At 71.1% G+C, this 14,837-nt stretch carries 12 protein-coding genes; 6 read left to right on the top strand and 6 right to left on the bottom strand.

From position 1 onward, the window contains the following. Positions 1-63: 63 nt before the first annotated feature. The 6 genes from ACFWBD_RS37910 to ACFWBD_RS37885 all read right to left on the bottom strand — a co-directional run bounded on the left by ACFWBD_RS37910 (position 64) and on the right by ACFWBD_RS37885 (position 7,576). Complete coding sequence (locus ACFWBD_RS37910) at positions 64-1,794, bottom strand: type IV secretory system conjugative DNA transfer family protein (RefSeq protein ID WP_385677569.1); 1,731 nt, start codon at positions 1,792-1,794, stop codon at positions 64-66. Positions 1,795-1,873: 79 nt separating this feature from the next. Next, positions 1,874-3,319 carry a PQQ-binding-like beta-propeller repeat protein gene (locus ACFWBD_RS37905; RefSeq protein ID WP_385677566.1) on the bottom strand — a complete coding sequence of 482 codons (1,446 nt, stop codon included), beginning with the start codon at positions 3,317-3,319 and terminating at the stop codon, positions 1,874-1,876. Next, positions 3,316-5,433 carry a peptidoglycan DD-metalloendopeptidase family protein gene (locus tag ACFWBD_RS37900; protein ID WP_385677563.1) on the bottom strand — a complete coding sequence of 706 codons (2,118 nt, stop codon included), beginning with the start codon at positions 5,431-5,433 and terminating at the stop codon, positions 3,316-3,318. Before ACFWBD_RS37900 ends, ACFWBD_RS37905 begins: the two co-directional genes overlap by 4 nt. A gap of 6 nt (positions 5,434-5,439) precedes the next feature. Next, positions 5,440-6,120, bottom strand: a complete 681-nt coding sequence (locus tag ACFWBD_RS37895) for a hypothetical protein (RefSeq protein ID WP_385677560.1) — start codon at positions 6,118-6,120, stop codon at positions 5,440-5,442. A gap of 325 nt (positions 6,121-6,445) precedes the next feature. Beyond that, positions 6,446-6,808 carry a DUF4913 domain-containing protein gene (locus ACFWBD_RS37890; protein ID WP_385677557.1) on the bottom strand — a complete coding sequence of 121 codons (363 nt, stop codon included), beginning with the start codon at positions 6,806-6,808 and terminating at the stop codon, positions 6,446-6,448. Between the two features lie 75 nt (positions 6,809-6,883). Further along, positions 6,884-7,576, bottom strand: a complete 693-nt coding sequence (locus ACFWBD_RS37885) for a hypothetical protein (RefSeq protein WP_385677554.1) — start codon at positions 7,574-7,576, stop codon at positions 6,884-6,886. A 335-nt stretch (positions 7,577-7,911) separates the two neighbouring features. On the opposite strand from ACFWBD_RS37885, the gene ACFWBD_RS37880 reads away from it, so the two are divergent. The 6 genes from ACFWBD_RS37880 to ACFWBD_RS37855 all read left to right on the top strand — a co-directional run bounded on the left by ACFWBD_RS37880 (position 7,912) and on the right by ACFWBD_RS37855 (position 14,837). Next, positions 7,912-9,627: a conjugal transfer protein gene (locus tag ACFWBD_RS37880; protein WP_385677551.1), complete on the top strand. Its 1,716-nt coding sequence runs from the start codon at positions 7,912-7,914 to the stop codon at positions 9,625-9,627. Between the two features lie 67 nt (positions 9,628-9,694). Further along, entirely contained in the window at positions 9,695-9,949 is a 255-nt protein-coding gene (locus ACFWBD_RS37875) for a hypothetical protein (protein ID WP_230195104.1), read from the top strand. Between the two features lie 64 nt (positions 9,950-10,013). After that, complete coding sequence (locus ACFWBD_RS37870; protein WP_351766872.1) at positions 10,014-10,499, top strand: hypothetical protein; 486 nt, start codon at positions 10,014-10,016, stop codon at positions 10,497-10,499. 54 nt (positions 10,500-10,553) lie between these two features. Next, positions 10,554-13,544 carry an ATP-binding protein gene (locus tag ACFWBD_RS37865; protein ID WP_385677547.1) on the top strand — a complete coding sequence of 997 codons (2,991 nt, stop codon included), beginning with the start codon at positions 10,554-10,556 and terminating at the stop codon, positions 13,542-13,544. 53 nt (positions 13,545-13,597) lie between these two features. Continuing rightward, positions 13,598-14,209 (top strand): hypothetical protein, encoded by a 612-nt coding sequence (locus tag ACFWBD_RS37860; protein ID WP_385677544.1) that lies wholly within the window; start codon positions 13,598-13,600, stop codon positions 14,207-14,209. A 13-nt stretch (positions 14,210-14,222) separates the two neighbouring features. Then, entirely contained in the window at positions 14,223-14,837 is a 615-nt protein-coding gene (locus ACFWBD_RS37855; protein WP_385677541.1) for a hypothetical protein, read from the top strand.

Here is a 14,837-nt window from a genome sequence, read left to right as displayed (position 1 = left end):
CATTACCACCATACAACCGGGCCCCTCGTCGCTCGTCGCGCGTCGCTCGTCGCGGTACGGCTGTCAGCGCGCCCCGGGGTCGTACTTCTTCAGCGAGGCCTGGACCTCGGCGGCGTACGCGCCCTCCCACCACGGGACCGTCTCGACCAGTACCGGCTTGGTGCCGGAGGCGAGGACGAGGGCCCGGCCGGGCGGCATCGCGCCGAGGTCGGAGACCTGGAGTACGCGTTCGCGGCGCGTGGACTCGCTGATCGCGCGGTTGCCGGACCAGCCGCCGAACTCCGACTCACGGCTGGTCTGGTACTCGCGCAGCTCGTACTCGCCGGCCAGCTCGCTCAGGTCGCCCAGGAAGCGGGTGTCGGACACGCCGCCGCCGTAGACGCGGACGTTCGCGGCGGACCACAGCTTCTCCATGCCGCGCTCGCCCCACACCTCGATGCCCTGCGCCCAGGACTGGAGGATCGTCATCAGGATGATCCCGCGCGAGCCGTAGTGCGAGTACAGGTCGGGCAGGGTCCGCCAGCGGCACACGTTGGCCGCCTCGTCGAGGACGCCGACGAGGGGCAGCGGCAGACGGCCGCCGCGCTGGGTGGTGGCGTACTCCTCGGCCGCCTCGACGACGGCCACGGTCAGCGCGGTCACCAGCGGCCCGGCGGAGTCGCGCCCCTCCCGGCTCAGCGAGTACAGGGTGCCGCCGGTGCGGACGAACGCGTGCGGGTCGAACTCGCCCGCGTACTCGTCGGCCGGGGGCGTGACCCACCGGTTGACCTCGGGATTGACCAGGCAGGACGCCATCTGCTGGGCGACACCGTAGATGCCGCTGCGCTGCTTGTCGGGGGCGTTGATCACGCCGGCCAGCCCGTCCGCGGACATGGCGTGTCCGGCGCCGCGCAGGATCCGCTCCGGGGCGTCGTCCTTGGGGTTGGACAGCCAGGTGTAGATCTGGGTGATCGGCGCCTTGGCGCAGGCGGCGGCGAGCAGCAGGTTGGCGAGCAGGTCCTGGCCGGCCGGGTCGAAGAAGGCGTCGGTGGAGGCGTTGGCGTCCCGCGAACCGCTGGCGAAGTGGTCGGCCATCTTGCGGGCCTTGGCCACGTCGGTGACGTACGACAGCGGGTTCCACCACCAGCTCGGCTCCTCCTGCGCGACCTGCTGCGGGTCGAACACCCACACCGGGCCGCGCGCGGTCCGCGGACCCCGGGTCGCGTCCACGATGTCGCGCTTGTTGGAGGTGACGAGGACGGCGCCGGGCCCGTCCAGGATGGCGGGAATGGCGCGCCGGGTCGTCTTGCCGGTCCGTGGGCCCCAGATGTCGACGTGCATGTCCTCGTACGACCCGTACAGCGGCTGACGCCCCTTGACGGACCGTCCGATGAACACGCCGGGCGTGCTCGACTGCACCCCGAGGCGCTCGGCCGTGGCGGCCGCGCCCTTCATCGTCAGCTTGCCGAGCTCCTCGCCCTTCGCGAGGTGCTGGGCGGCACCGTCCACCTTGGGCTTGTTCCGGAACCGCTCCCGCACCCGGTAGGCGACCAGGCCCAGGATCCCGACCACGACCGCCTCGCCGGCCGCGACGGCACTGGCCGCCGAACCCGGCCAGCTGTAGTCGCCCTTGATCACCTCGACGAGGAAGGTCAGCGGGTTCGCGGGCGGCGCGGGCGCGTCGGCGTACCCGGCCCCGACCTTCGCCGCCAGCCAGGCACCGGCCCCGACGAGGAGCACGACCGCGACGGCGATGACGATCTCGAAGGTCCAGTCGTCCTCGGCGCGGGGTTTCTTCTGCTGTTCTGCGGTCACCCGCGGGTCCGTCCTTTCTGGACTGTGGACTTGCTGAGTTGTCTGGGGGGTGGGGTTGGGGGTGGCCGGGAGAGCCGGGTCAGGCCTTTTCCGGAGCGAAGACGAAGACGCCGTCGCTCGTCGCCAGCAGGGTGTGGCCGTCGGACGTGCGCTCCAGGACGTCGATGTCGTCGTTCAGCGAGGAGTCGGGTTCGAGGCCGGAGGCCAGCACCTTCTTGGTGCGCATGTCGAGCGCCGTCAGCCCCATGTCGCTGACGGAGGCGTACAGGACGTCGCCGGTCGGCAGTGCCACCGGCTCGATCTCCTGCTCGTCCTCCCCCTGCCGCCAGAGCTCCTTGCCCGTCTCCGCGTCCCAGGCGACCGCGCCTCCGCCGAACTGGGTGACGACGCTCTTGCCGTCCGCGGAGAGGACGACGACCTGCTCGTGCGCGTCGTTGGGGTCTAGGGCGGTCTTGGGGCCTTCCACGAGCGTGCGGCCCGTCCTGAGGTCGATCACCGTCAGGAGCGCGTCGTACGTGTCGTCCTTCAGGCCCCAGGCGAGCAGGCCCTTGTCCCCGGCGAGCGGGAAGAGGGAGGCGGCCGCCCGGTCACCGTCCGGGGTCTGCGCCGCCACCGCGGCGGGCAGGGTGACGCCCTCCGTGTTCCACAGTTCCTTGCCGGTCAGCCGGTCACCGACCTGGAGCCGGTCGCCGCTGACGTAGAGCTCGGCGAGGGACGTCACCACCCGGTAGCCGAAGCCGGGGCCGATCGGCGCCTGGTCCTCCCACCGGTCCTGGACCTCGACGGTGGCCCCGCCGCCGAGCGGGGCGTAGGAGCCGCTGTCGCTCCCCTCCTTCAGCCGCACATGGCCGGCCTCGACGGTGAAGTCGGCGCCGTCCGCGCCGTCGTAGGCCGAGCTGCCCAGCTTCGCGCCGGAGGGGGCGTACATGGTGTACGTCGTCCGGACCGACTCCTTCTTCAGGCCGCTCGCCGGGGTCACGTCGCCGTCGACGGCCAGGAGGGCGGGTGTGCCGTCCTTCCACTGGCCGATGGTGAAGAACTCGGCGGGCGCCGGATCCCGGTCGCTCGACCAGCCGTCTGCGGGGATCGCGACCTCGACCGACGTGCGTTCCCGGCCCGTGGCCGCGTCGAGGAGACGGGCCCGGAAGAGGTACTCCTGCGGTGTGCCGCCGGTGTTGTCGGGGTACGTCGTCGCGTCCTCGGTGAGGACGACGGCGTCACCGAGCACGCAGGTCTGCGAGTGGTCTCCGACGACCCTGCTCGTGGCCCGCTCGACCGGGTCGCCGGGGCATCCCGTGACGCCGTCGGCGGCCAGGCTCCAGGCGGGCTTGCGCGCCAGGCCGGGCAGTGCGGCGCCCTGGTACGCGGGGCCCTGGGCGATGGACGCGGACGCCTTGGGCGTCGCCTTCCCGTTCGCCGCGCCGCCCTTGCCCGTGTCGTCGCCTCCGCCGCAGCCCGCGACCAGTCCCAGGGACACCAGGGCCCCGGTGAGGGGAAGAAGGTGACGCCTCATCTGTTTGTTCATGCTCCTGTTCCACTGTCCTTGCCGTCGCCCTCGACCGCGTTCGTGCCCTTGGGGATCGGCACGCGGTAGACGCCGGTGATCTTGTCCTGATAGTCCCAGTTGCTGAACTCGACCGACTTGCCCGGACGCGGGGCATGGATGATCTTGTGGCCCTTGGGGTCCCAGACCAGGCCCACATGGCCCGAATGACCTGCCTCCGGCCGGAAGAAGATGACGTCGCCGGGCTGCGCCTCGGACAGTGGCACCTCGTACTTCTTGAGGTAGGGCTCCTGCGTGTAGGTCGTCGTACCGATGTTGATCTTCCCGCCGCTGGCCATGTAGTACGCCCACTGCGTGAAGCTGGAGCAGTCGAAGCTGGTGGGGTTCTCGCCCTGGAGCCGCGGGGCGCCGAACACGTACGGGACGCCGATGCCGCGCTGCGCCCAGCCGAGGACCGCTCGGATCACCGGGTCGTCGGCGTCGGGAAGGACACCGGAGGCGCCCGCGCCGTCCGGGGCCACCGCGGCGCCGCCGTTGTCCTCGGCGCAGTCGGCGTACTGCGCGTCCCTGCTGCTCTCGTCGGATCCCGGGACGGTCCCGTAGTCGGGGTTGGCGGTGACCTTGCCCTTCATCCACCCGTCGGGGTCGACCATGCCCGGGCCCTGGTCCTGACCGCCCACGAACGGGTTGTCGACACCGGGGACGAGGACCTCCCAGTGCAGGTGGGGTCCGGTGACGTTGCCGGTCGCGCCGACCGTGCCGATCTGCTGACCGCGCTTGACGGTCTGCCCGACGGACACCTTGATCGAGGTCTGGTGGCCGTAGAGCGTGATGACCCCGCCCGCGTGCTCGAGCTTCGTCATGTTGCCGTACGAGCCGCCGGGACCGGCGTGGACGACCTTGCCGTCGGCCGGGGCGTAGATCGGGGTGCCGCTGGAGGCCACCAGGTCGAGGCCGGTGTGGTAACCGAGGCTCCACATACGGCCGTTCTGGTGGTACGGGGTACCGACCGTGTACGTGCCCTGCTTCATGGGCCACTGCCAGTCCTTGCCGGTGGTGGGCACCTTGGCAAGGGGGAAGGACACGGTCGTCGCGTAGCCGGTGCCGATGCTGGCGCTGTCGCCGCTGCCGCTGATGTCACTGCTGTACGCGGCCAGGGACATCGCGGTCGTGCTGTTGTCACCGCTGTCGTCGTCCAGCGCCGGTGTCGACCAGGAGCGGGCCGGCGTCGCGGCGATGCTGAGCGCGGAGCCGGGCTGGGCGTTGTTTCCGACCGGCTCGGGAATGTCCGACTGCTGCCCGAGGGTGGGGAAGCCGGGGTTCTTCTCGATGGTCTCCTTCAGATGCGCGTACCAGCGCTTGATGAGGTCCTGGTCGCCGGTGAGCACCCCGCGGTAGCGGGCCGCCTGGGTGAGGACGACCCGCGGGTAGATCGTGTTGGCGGCCGTCGAGCCGGAGTAGACCTGGAGCGCCTTGAAGGGAGCGGTCTCGGCCTTCTTGGCGTGCAGGAAGTTGGCGGCGGCCCAGGCCGCGTCGTCGATGTTGTACAGGTCCTTCGTGCCGTCGGCGTTGCCGTCGGCGCCGTAGTCCGTCCAGGCCGGCTTGCCGAACTGGAGGATGCCCATGTAGCCGAGAGAGTTCGCGCCACCGGGAGCGGCCGAGGGGTCCTGGCCGTACTTGGTCTCCTGGTACATCTGCCCGGCGATGAGCGTCCAGTCGAGGCCGTCGTAGCGGGCGGCGGCGCGCATCGCGGCGAGGATCATCTTCGGCGGTATCTCGTTGCGCGCCGTCTCGCTCGGCATGTACATCTTGCCGGCCGGCATGACCGGGTTGGTGGCCGCGGCGTCACTGGTGTTGCCGGCGTTGGCGTTGTCGGCGTAGTCCTTACAGGAGGCCGCCGCGGCACCGGCGCCCACTCCGCCGATCATGCTTCCCATCAGGACCAGGACGAGGGTGCCGACCCCGGCGATGGGCAGGCAGCCGACCCCGCCGGCCAGCCACATCCACTTGTTGTCCTTCTTGTCGCCGCCACCGCCCTGACCGCCGCCGCGCTGGGTCGCCGCCTTGGCCGCCTTCGCGGCCTTGGCGACCTTCGCCGCCTTGCTCGCGGCGGCCAGTACCGCTGGTGCAACCATGCCGGCTCACACCCCCGAGTCGTCGGACGCGCCCACGTCACCGAGGCCGAAGACGTCGAACCCGGAGACGAGCCAGTCGCCGCTGTCCTCCCTGACCGTCACCAGCCACTGGTTGGACTCGGTCGTGGTCTGCCCGCCCGCGGTGTGCGTGGCGGTCACCTTGACCAGGGTGGACATCGAGCGGCCGCTGTCCCGCACCAGGTCGTCCGAGACCAGGGCATCGCGCACCACGACGGCCTCCCCCTTGGAGGAGCACTGCCCGGCCTGACAGGTCGCCCATTCCTTACCGGTCGGCAGCGAGGTCGCGGCCTTCATCCGGTCGTCGTTCGTGGTGAGCCGGAGCAGCGGAACGCTCCAGGTCGCGGCATTGCTCGAGTGGTCGTACGTGGTGAGCCCGGCCATGTACTGCACCATGGCGGCATGCGCCTTCACGGCTTCGGAGGCCGAGACGATCGGGGCGACCGCGGTGTTCTGCGATCCGTCGCCGTCGGCTCCCGCGCCGTCCGAGCCGGCGGCGCTGCCGTCCGAGGTGGCCGTGGGCACCGCGGAGCCGCCCTTGGCGTCAGCGCCGTCGCCCTCGTCGTCTCCGTCGAAGACGGTGAACACGGTGAGCACGGCGATCAGGAGAAACCCGAGCACCCCCAGGGCCAAGAGCCCCGTGCGCTTGTTCTCCGCAGGCAAGTCCACGTTCCCGCGCCTCCCTTGTGCTGAGCCGGTACGGCGGGTGACCGGGACACGGTAGGGGGAGGCGGAAGCGGGGAGTCGGGGGAATTCCCGGCGAGGAAAGGAGCGACCGGCTTCGGGAAAGAGGGAAGGGGAAGCGGGAGTGCGTGAGGGGGAAGCGTTTGCCCCGGTCGGGCTCGGCCGGGCCTGATCACTCCGTCCGGGCCCACTTCACCGCGGCGCGGCGGGCGACGTGTCAGGGCGTGCCCCAGCGGTCGACGCCACGCAGAGGGAGACGCCGAGCACCCCGTCACTCCTGCCGTACGACGTGTTCCCGACGGTCCGGTGCTCAGGAAGGCCGCGGATCCACCGGCAGCGGGTCGAACGGGTACGCCGTGTGACCGTCCTTGGGTGAACAGGCGGCGAACGGGCCCGAGTCGGCGTCCATCAGGACCCGCAGATGCGGGTCGGCGTGGTGCAGCCACCACGTGGACATGCCGAGCGCCGGGTCCTGGCGCAGGTGTTCCCAGGCCAGCCAGAGCGCGGAGAGACGGGCACCGGCCTCGGGGTGCTCCCACCACCTCGGGCACCAGGTGGCCGTGCTGCCGTTGACCCGGCGGCGGATCATCTGGGCGAGGTAGTCGGAGACGAAGACGAAGACGTCCGCGAAGTAGAACTCCGGCTCCTCGGCGCCCTCTGCGGTGCCGGACATCGTTGCCCCCATCGGTCGTTCGGTCGAGTTACGGCTGCCGTGTGATCAGGCGGCACCTGGCCGGGTATCGCGTGATCAGGTCAGCAAGATACCGAGCAGCAACAGCACCACCACCGCCGCGCCCATCACGATGCGCGCCGTGGGGTCCTCGCGTTCCCACAGGTCGTGGACGACGGCCCAGCCCGTCAGACGCGCGGCGCGACCGCTGTGCATGTCGGAGGCGGACGCCTGCTGCTCCTCGTCCATCGCCTCCTCGTCCGGCGACGACGGCTCGGGATCCTCGTCGAAACCGACCGGCATCCCCTGCTGTTCCTGCGCCACCAGGACCAGCTGCTCGAGGAGTTCGGGAATCGTGTTCGGCGTGAGGGGATAGGCGAAGGTCCCGTACGGCGTCTCCACGCACAGGCTGGCCTGCCAGGGGTTGCCGGGCTCGTAGCCGTCGACCCAGGCGCGCTCGGCCTGGAAGAGCGGCGAGGCCTGGGCCGGCTCAGGGGCCGGTACGGCGACGGGGGCGGATACCGGAGCGGGGACAGGGGCCGGAGCAGGAGCCGGAGCAGGAGCAGGAGCCGGAGCAGGAGCCGGAGCAGGAGCAGGAGCCGGAGCAGGAGCCGGAGCAGGAGCCGGAGCAGGGGCCGGAGCAGGGACAGGGACCTGCTGGACCGGCGGAGCCTGCTGGGGGATCTCCCAGGTGCGCGGGTCGGGCTGCTCCGGGGGTTGCGGCTGCTGCGGGTACTGCGGCTGCTGCGGGTGCCCGTTGTGGTCGGTCAACTCTCGTCCTTAGCCGGGTCCGTCGGGTCCAGGGGATGGTGCCGGGTGGCGGTACCCAGCACCTCGGGCACACGTGCCCAGCGCATTGTGGGCCCAGGGCGGGCCGGTACGGCATGACGCCTTCCCGCCGTGTCCCTGACAGTTTTCCCGACCGCTTTCCTCATGGACACGGCATCGGGAATTCCCGCAGTCCCGGCGAGGAAAGCGGCACCGGTCCGGTGACAGGTCTTTGTCACACTGCCAAGCGCACCTGGCCGGGCCAGGGCCCGTCGTGCGGTGCGGTCGTGAACCCGCCCAGGCGGACGGGGAACCGACTCGCTGGAGTAACCGACTCGATGACAGACCACAACAGCCCTGCTGGCGCGGTCGGCGGAGGCCAGCCTTCCGGGCAGCCCGGGTCCTTCGGTCCTTCCCAGCAGCCGCAGCAGCAGGCGTGGCAGGGGCAAGGGCAGCAGGCCCCCGCCCCGCAACAGGCCCCCGCACCGCAGCAGCCGCAGCCCATGCCCTCCGACGCGGCCCGCGCCCAGGTCGCCGCCGCCTGGGTGCGCAGCACGCCCCGGGCCGGCCAGGCCGCCGTCCCGTCGCTGCCGCCGCGTGAGACGCGGTCCCAGGGCGAGTCGAAGAAGGAGAAGCGCGAGCGCGAGCGGGCGGCGCGCAAGGCGGCGTACGAGCAGAAGAAGGCGGAGAAGGAGCAGCGCAAGCGGGGCGGTACGGCGACAGCCGCCACCGCCGCGGCCACCGCGCCGGCGCCCACGCCCACCACTGCCGCCCACCACCCGCCCCAGCACGGCCACCAGGCCCCCGCCCACAGCTCTTCCACGATGTCGCTGAGGGCCACGGCGGCCCCGACCGCGGGCGCCGTCACCCCCGGCGCCGTCACCCCCGGTGCCCCCGGCGCCGTCACCCCCGGCCAGGCCGCCCCGAGGCCCGCCCCCGCGCGCGACTTCGACGTGCCCAAGCCCGGTGGCCGTATCCCCGGCGGCGGGCGCCGCACGCACGTCGCGCTCCGCGCCACCCTGCTGATCACGACCTGCGTGTTCGCGCTGGGCTCGTGCGGCGTGATGGGACTGGTGGTCGGCAAGTCGTCCGGGTCCACCACCGCCGGGCTGGACGCGTCGGACGCCACCCGGTACCGCCTCACCGAGTTCCCCACCGAGCAGGCGGCGGCCTTCGCGGAGCAGTACGCGCAGCTCTGCATGACGTTCACCCCGGACACCGCGTCCACCCGTCGGACCGACCTCGCCCGCTACGCCTCCGCCGGTGTCGACCCCGACTGCGGCTGGAGCGGTGAGGGCACCAGCAAGGCTGTCTCCGTCACCTGGGACGGCACCGCCGAGAAGCTTCCCGAGTACGGCGACCACGGCCGTTACATCGGGGTCCAGGTCCGCACCGACGACGGCACGCTCACCACCCTCACCGTCCCCGTGTACGTAGAGAACCTCAAGACGGGCGAGGGCATGCGCGTCGCCGGCGACGTGGGCCAGATGCCGCTGCCGGCCGCCGCGGACGTGCCCGCGGTCGACCAGGGCGACGAGGTCGTGGACGACACCCTGTCCACGCAGCTCCAGAAGGAGGTGCTGCCGGGCTACTTCGAGGCCTGGGGCGCCTCCGACGCCACCGCCATGGCCCGCTTCCTCACGCCCGACGCGACCCTGACGGCCACCACCGGTCTGGCCGGCCGCCTGACGGGTCCGCAGATCGGCACCGTCGTCGCGCTCGTCCCGGTGAGCGTCCAGGACACCAAGCCGTACGCCTACAGCGTCGGACAGGCCGTCCAGGTGCGGGTGGCCGTCGACTGGACCGACGCGAAGGGCGTCGCCGTTCGGCGCGCGTACCGGATGACGATGGTCAGCACGGCCCAGGGATGGTTCATCAAGGACGTCCGGGGCGGGGTGCTCGACGCCGATGGCGGCCGGGCCGACAGCGACACCGACAGTGATGCCGCGACGGGGACGGCCTCGCCCTCGGCCGGTGTCTCCGGAGCCCCCTCACCCTCGGCCTCAGCCTCCGCGGCCGGCCCGTCTTCCACGGCCAAGCCCGGCAAGTCCTGACCGGACCGCGCCCCCACCCCCATACCACTCACCGCCGCTCCACCACCCGAGAGGAACCACCATGTACATGGCCGAGACGACCCTGAACGACATGTTCGGGCAGATCGAGGACATCCTGCGCAACGCGGGCACCATGGTCGCCGTCATCGCCCTGCTCATCCTCGGCATCCGCATGCTCCTGTCGATGAAGCGCGGCGACGGCATGCGCGAGGCCTTCCAGGGTTTCGGCATGATCGCGCTGGCCGCCCTGATCATCGGTGGCGCCGGCGGCCTCGCCGGTGTCCTGATCGGCCTCGGCAGCCAGATCGGCGGCGGCAACTGACGGACCGCTCGGGCTCTGCCCGACGTGCCGCCAGTAGCCGTCCCTAACAGGGGAGTTCGCAGACATGAGCCAGGAGGCACCGGAGCCGCTGGTCGCGTACGACCACACCGATCTGGTCAACCGCCCCAAGAGGATCTGGAACTGGGGCAACATCCCGCTGCCCGGCCTGCTGCTGCCCGCGCTGGGCGCGGCCTTCGGCTTCGGGCTGGTCTGGCTCATCACCCTGTTCACCGTGTCGGCGTTCCTGCCCTTCCTCGGCATGTCGATGTGGACGTCGATCCTCTACTTCGGGCCGCCGTTCGGCATCTACTTCGTCTGGGGACGCCCGCTGCCCTCGGCGCTCACGCTGAGCCAGCAGATCGTGGTGTGGACCGACTGGTGGTTCCAGCCCAAGCGGCTGCAGGGCCTCTCCGCAGACCAGGAGCCGGAGCACCTGCACTGGCAGGTCATCCTCTTCGCCCCCGGCTCGCCGCGCTGGCAGGCCCACTACGAGGCCGCGCGCCGCGCCGCCGCCGAGCGCGGCAGCGCGTTCGCCGCCGCCAGGCGCTGACCCCGCGCTCACCCCACCACTTCCCGATGTCGACTACCGCAGGATGAGTCCTCCATGTTCATGTTGATCCTTCTGGGCGGGGCGGCCGTCTTCTTCGTGGTCGCCATGATCATGGCCGCCTCGTCGAGCAAGAAGAACGGCCAGGGCGGCTCGAAGCAGTCGTCCTCGGCGCGCTCCAGGCCGTCCGGCTCGTCGGCCGCCGCCCGCCGCGAGGACCTCCGCCTCCCCTACCGCTACGCCGACGACATGATCTTCGTGCACGGCGACTCGGTGTGGACGGGCATGGTCCTGCCCAACGCCATCGACGAGTACCTGAACGCCGGCGAGCTCCAGGCGATGGCCGAGGGCCCGGCCCGCGGTCTGCTCAACCTCGCCCGCGGCGACCGCAACGTCGAGTGCCACTACCGCAAGGTCTACCAGCCGATCACCGCGATGACCTGGGCGGAGGAGCTGAACGCGATCGCCTGGGAGCCCACCGAGAACTACAAGGCGTACAACCTGCGCAAGGCCGAGTACCAGGAGCGCATCGGCGCCAAGCGTGAGCGCAACATCCTGCTGGTGAAGCTGGGTTCGCTGAAGCGCACCAACGGCGGCAGCGGGGTCGTCGCCCAGGACGACGAGCCGTACGACGAGCCCGGCCTGCTCCAGGGTGTGCGTGGCGCCGCCGACCAGGCCGCCGCCACCGCGACCGGCGTCGCGGACGAGTACCTCTCGCCGCACGTCCTCGCCGAGTGGACGCAGGTCGCCGTCGAGGTCCACGAGAGCCTCGAGGGCCTCAAGGGCACCCCGCTCAGCCGCGAGGAGCTCGTCTGGCTGATCCGCAAGCCGCTCCACGGCGATCTGCCGGTGCCGCCGGAGCCGGTGCTCGGCTCGCGCGCCTGGGGACCGAACCAGTTCGACCTGGTCGTCGACTTCTCCGGCGAGAACCGCAAGACGCACATCGTGCTGAACCAGTACGACGAGGTGACGGGCGAGCAGCAGACCAGCTACACCACCACCCTCGTGGCCGCCAACTGGCCCGCGGAGACCCGCTTCCGCCAGTCGACCGCGTGGGCGCGCTACGCCGCCCAGCACGTGGACTTCCCCGTCGAGATCGACATGCGGTTCACGCTCATCCCGTACCTGAAGTTCAAGGACCGCGCCGACAAGATCCGCGGCAACCTCGTGGACGAGATGAACGACATGGCCAACTCCGGCCGCAGCCCCGACACCAAGCTGGGCACCCAGGTCACCCGCGCCCAGGAGCTCGTCGACGACATCGACGAGCACAAGATGCCGGGCATGGAGGCGCAGATCCGCTTCACGATCTCGGCACACGACGTGAAGGAGCTCGAGCGCCGGCGCCGGGTCCTGGAGATGCAGTTCAAGCAGGACCTGAAGGTCACCCTGCTGCGCCCGACCCGCCAGCAGTGGCGGCTGCTCCAGGCACAACTTCCCGGCGACGCGCCCAAGTTGCCGATCGCGCCCTACCTGCGGCTTCAGGAGGTCGAACAGCTCGGCGCCGGACTGCCCACCGCGGGGACGGAGTTGGGCGACAACCCCGAGCACCGTTCCGGCAAGCGCCTGGGCTGGGTCGGCAACCTGGTCGGCTGGGCGGGCAAGATGCCGGTCCACTACTCGCTGCACGTCGGCCCGGCCCGCAACGACGGCGGTGGTCTGGCCATCGTCGGCGCGTCCGGCGGTGGCAAGTCCTCGCTGGCCCTCCAGAAGTTCTACGAGGAGTCGGAGTCGGGCGTCCGCTGCCTGGTCATCGACCCGAAGACCGACTTCGCCCAGCTCTGCTATTACCTGGGCTTCGGCGCCCAGGTGAACGATCCGGCGTTCGCGGGCGACGCGGAGGCCGGCCTCCTCGGCACCCCCGCCAGCAAGTTCCGGCCGGTGAACCCCGAGTTCTGGGCGGAGACGGAGGTCGTCGACCTCCTGAAGGGCCAGGCCGGCGTCCTGGACCCGTGGGTCATCGCCCGCGACGTCCCCGCGGGCCGCCTCCTCGCCGAGACCATGCTCCGGGGCTTCCTCGGCGACGAGGACTACCAGCGCGTACGCCTCCCCGTCATCGAGGGCATGGCCACCGTCATCGGCCGCTACAACTCCGCGATCCGCCAGGCCGTCGAGCAGGGCCTGACGGCCCGCGACGCCGAAGTGGCCGTCCCCAGGCCGACGTTGTGGCAGGTCGTGGACGAGGTCGTCGCGGCGTACGACCAAGCGATGGCCAGCGGCGACCGGGAAGCGATCAAGGACCTGAAGCTCGCGCAGATGCTCCTGACCGAGCTGCGCACGCTCCCCTACGCCCGTCTCTCCTTCGCGGAGCACCCGCAGCCCCTGTCCAGCATGCGCAAGCGCCGTACGGTCATCACCCTGCGCGGCTTCCAGTCGCCGGCGGCCTCCGACCCGCGCAGCTGGAACCCGGCGGAACGCCTCGCGGCGACGGCCCTCATGGCGGTCGTGGAACTGGGCAGCCAGATGCTCGACGTCGGCTACGAGAAGAACCCGGTGACCGGCGAGATCGGCCTCCGCCCGAAGGCGCTCTTCGTCGACGAGGCGTACGTCGTCACCGCCACGGAGTCCGGCCGCGACCTGATGCGCCGCGCACTGAAGCAGGGCCGCTCGTACCTGGCGGTCACCGTCCTGATCACCCAGCAGGCCATCGACCTGGTCCAGATCGAGGACTCCGAGGCCCGCAGCGGCGGCGCCAACCAGATCCACACGGTCTTCGCCTTCAAGCAGAAGTCGGCGCAGGAGGCGTCCCTGGTGGCCCCGCTCCTGGGCCGCCCGGAGAACGACCCGAAGGTCATCGCGGCCCTCCAGGAGCTCCGCACGGGTGTCTGCCTCCAGCGCGACGTCGACAAGCGCGTCGGCACGGTCGCCGTCGACCTGGTCTTCCAGGAGATCCTCGCCGCCACGGACACCAACGGCACCACCCGCCCGGCCCGCCAGGGCGTCAACCCGCCCCTGAGCGTCTGGGACTGGACGTTCCTCCAGGAGGTGGAGGAGGACCCGGCACGGTCGGCGACACCGGCGGAAGAAGCGGCGACGGCGACAGCATGACGCGCCTCACCAGCCCCACCCACACGCACCCCCACCGAGGAGTCCGTTCCCCCGTGCGCCTGTCCAGAAGCCTCGCCACCGGGGCCGCAGCCCTCACGCTGCTCGCGACGCTGAGCGGGTGCGGCTCGGACTCGGAGTCCGGCTCGGGGGCCAAGACCGGCGCGGACTCCGTCTTCGGCTCGGACGGCTCCGGCAGCTCGGGGGACGGTACCGAGCAGACCACGGCCGGCGGCCTGCCGAAGGCGTCGGACACCGCATCCATCGCGAGCTACCTGAACGAGTACACCCCCTGCCAGGACGTGGCAACGGGCGACGAGTACGACAGCGGCAACGACGGCGACGCCTGGGGCACGGACGAGTCGGAGGACCCTGCCTGGGGCATCGAGGAGCGCGCCGTGTGCACGGACGGGTCGGGTCGGCCCATCGCGCTGCTCACCGTCTCCGACATGAACAAGTTCCAGACCGCCGCCAAGGCGAGCGGCGACGAGTTCCTGGTCGGCGCGGACTTCGCGGTCGTTCCGGTCGGCGACGAGGCGATCCGCGGCCTCCAGCAGTCCGACCTGAGATTCCTGTCGTGCGACGCGGACCTGGTGGTGCCGAGCGGCTTCGAGAAGGAGCCGGCCCTCGTGGACGGCTGTGTCCTGACCAACTACGTCCCCGAGTAAGGCGAGCGAAACCATGCGATTCAGGCGAGCGATCACCATCGGCGCCCTTCTCCTCGTGTCGGCGTCGATGACGGCGTGCGGCGGCGACAGCGACGGCGGGAACAGCGACGGCGGCGGCAAGACCGGCGCGAGCACGGGCACCGGCAAGGCCGACAACAGCAGCGCGCCCACGAGCACCGGCCTGCCCGCGGCCTCGGACATGGCGTCCGTCGCGTACTACCTCAACCAGTACGGATCCTGCCTGGATCTGACGCCGGGCGAGGAGTACGACGACTCCTCCCTGGCAGACCGTGATCCCGCCTGGGGCGACGACAACATGACCCGCGACCCCGCCTGGGGGATCAAGGAGCGGGCCGTCTGCCGGGACAACTACGACGACTCCAGCACGCTGCTCCTGCTGTCGGACATGAAGAAGTTCCAGACCTCCATGCACGCCAAGAACTACGGTTCCATCCTGATCGGCAAGGACTTCGCGGTGGAGCCGGGCGGCACCGAGACGATCGAGGACCTGAAGGCCTCCGGGCTCGTGGCCCTGTCGTGCGATCCGGAACGCCAGATCCCCAGCGGCTACACGCAGGAGCCTGCGCAGGTGGACGGGTGCGTCCTCACGAACTACTACGCCAACTGA

The organism is Streptomyces sp. NPDC060002, from assembly GCF_042737245.1.
In the GTDB taxonomy this organism is placed as follows: Bacteria; Actinomycetota; Actinomycetes; order Streptomycetales; family Streptomycetaceae; genus Streptomyces.
The sequence above is the reverse complement of the archived record's forward strand: the minus strand, read 5'-3'. Positions and strand labels throughout refer to the sequence as shown.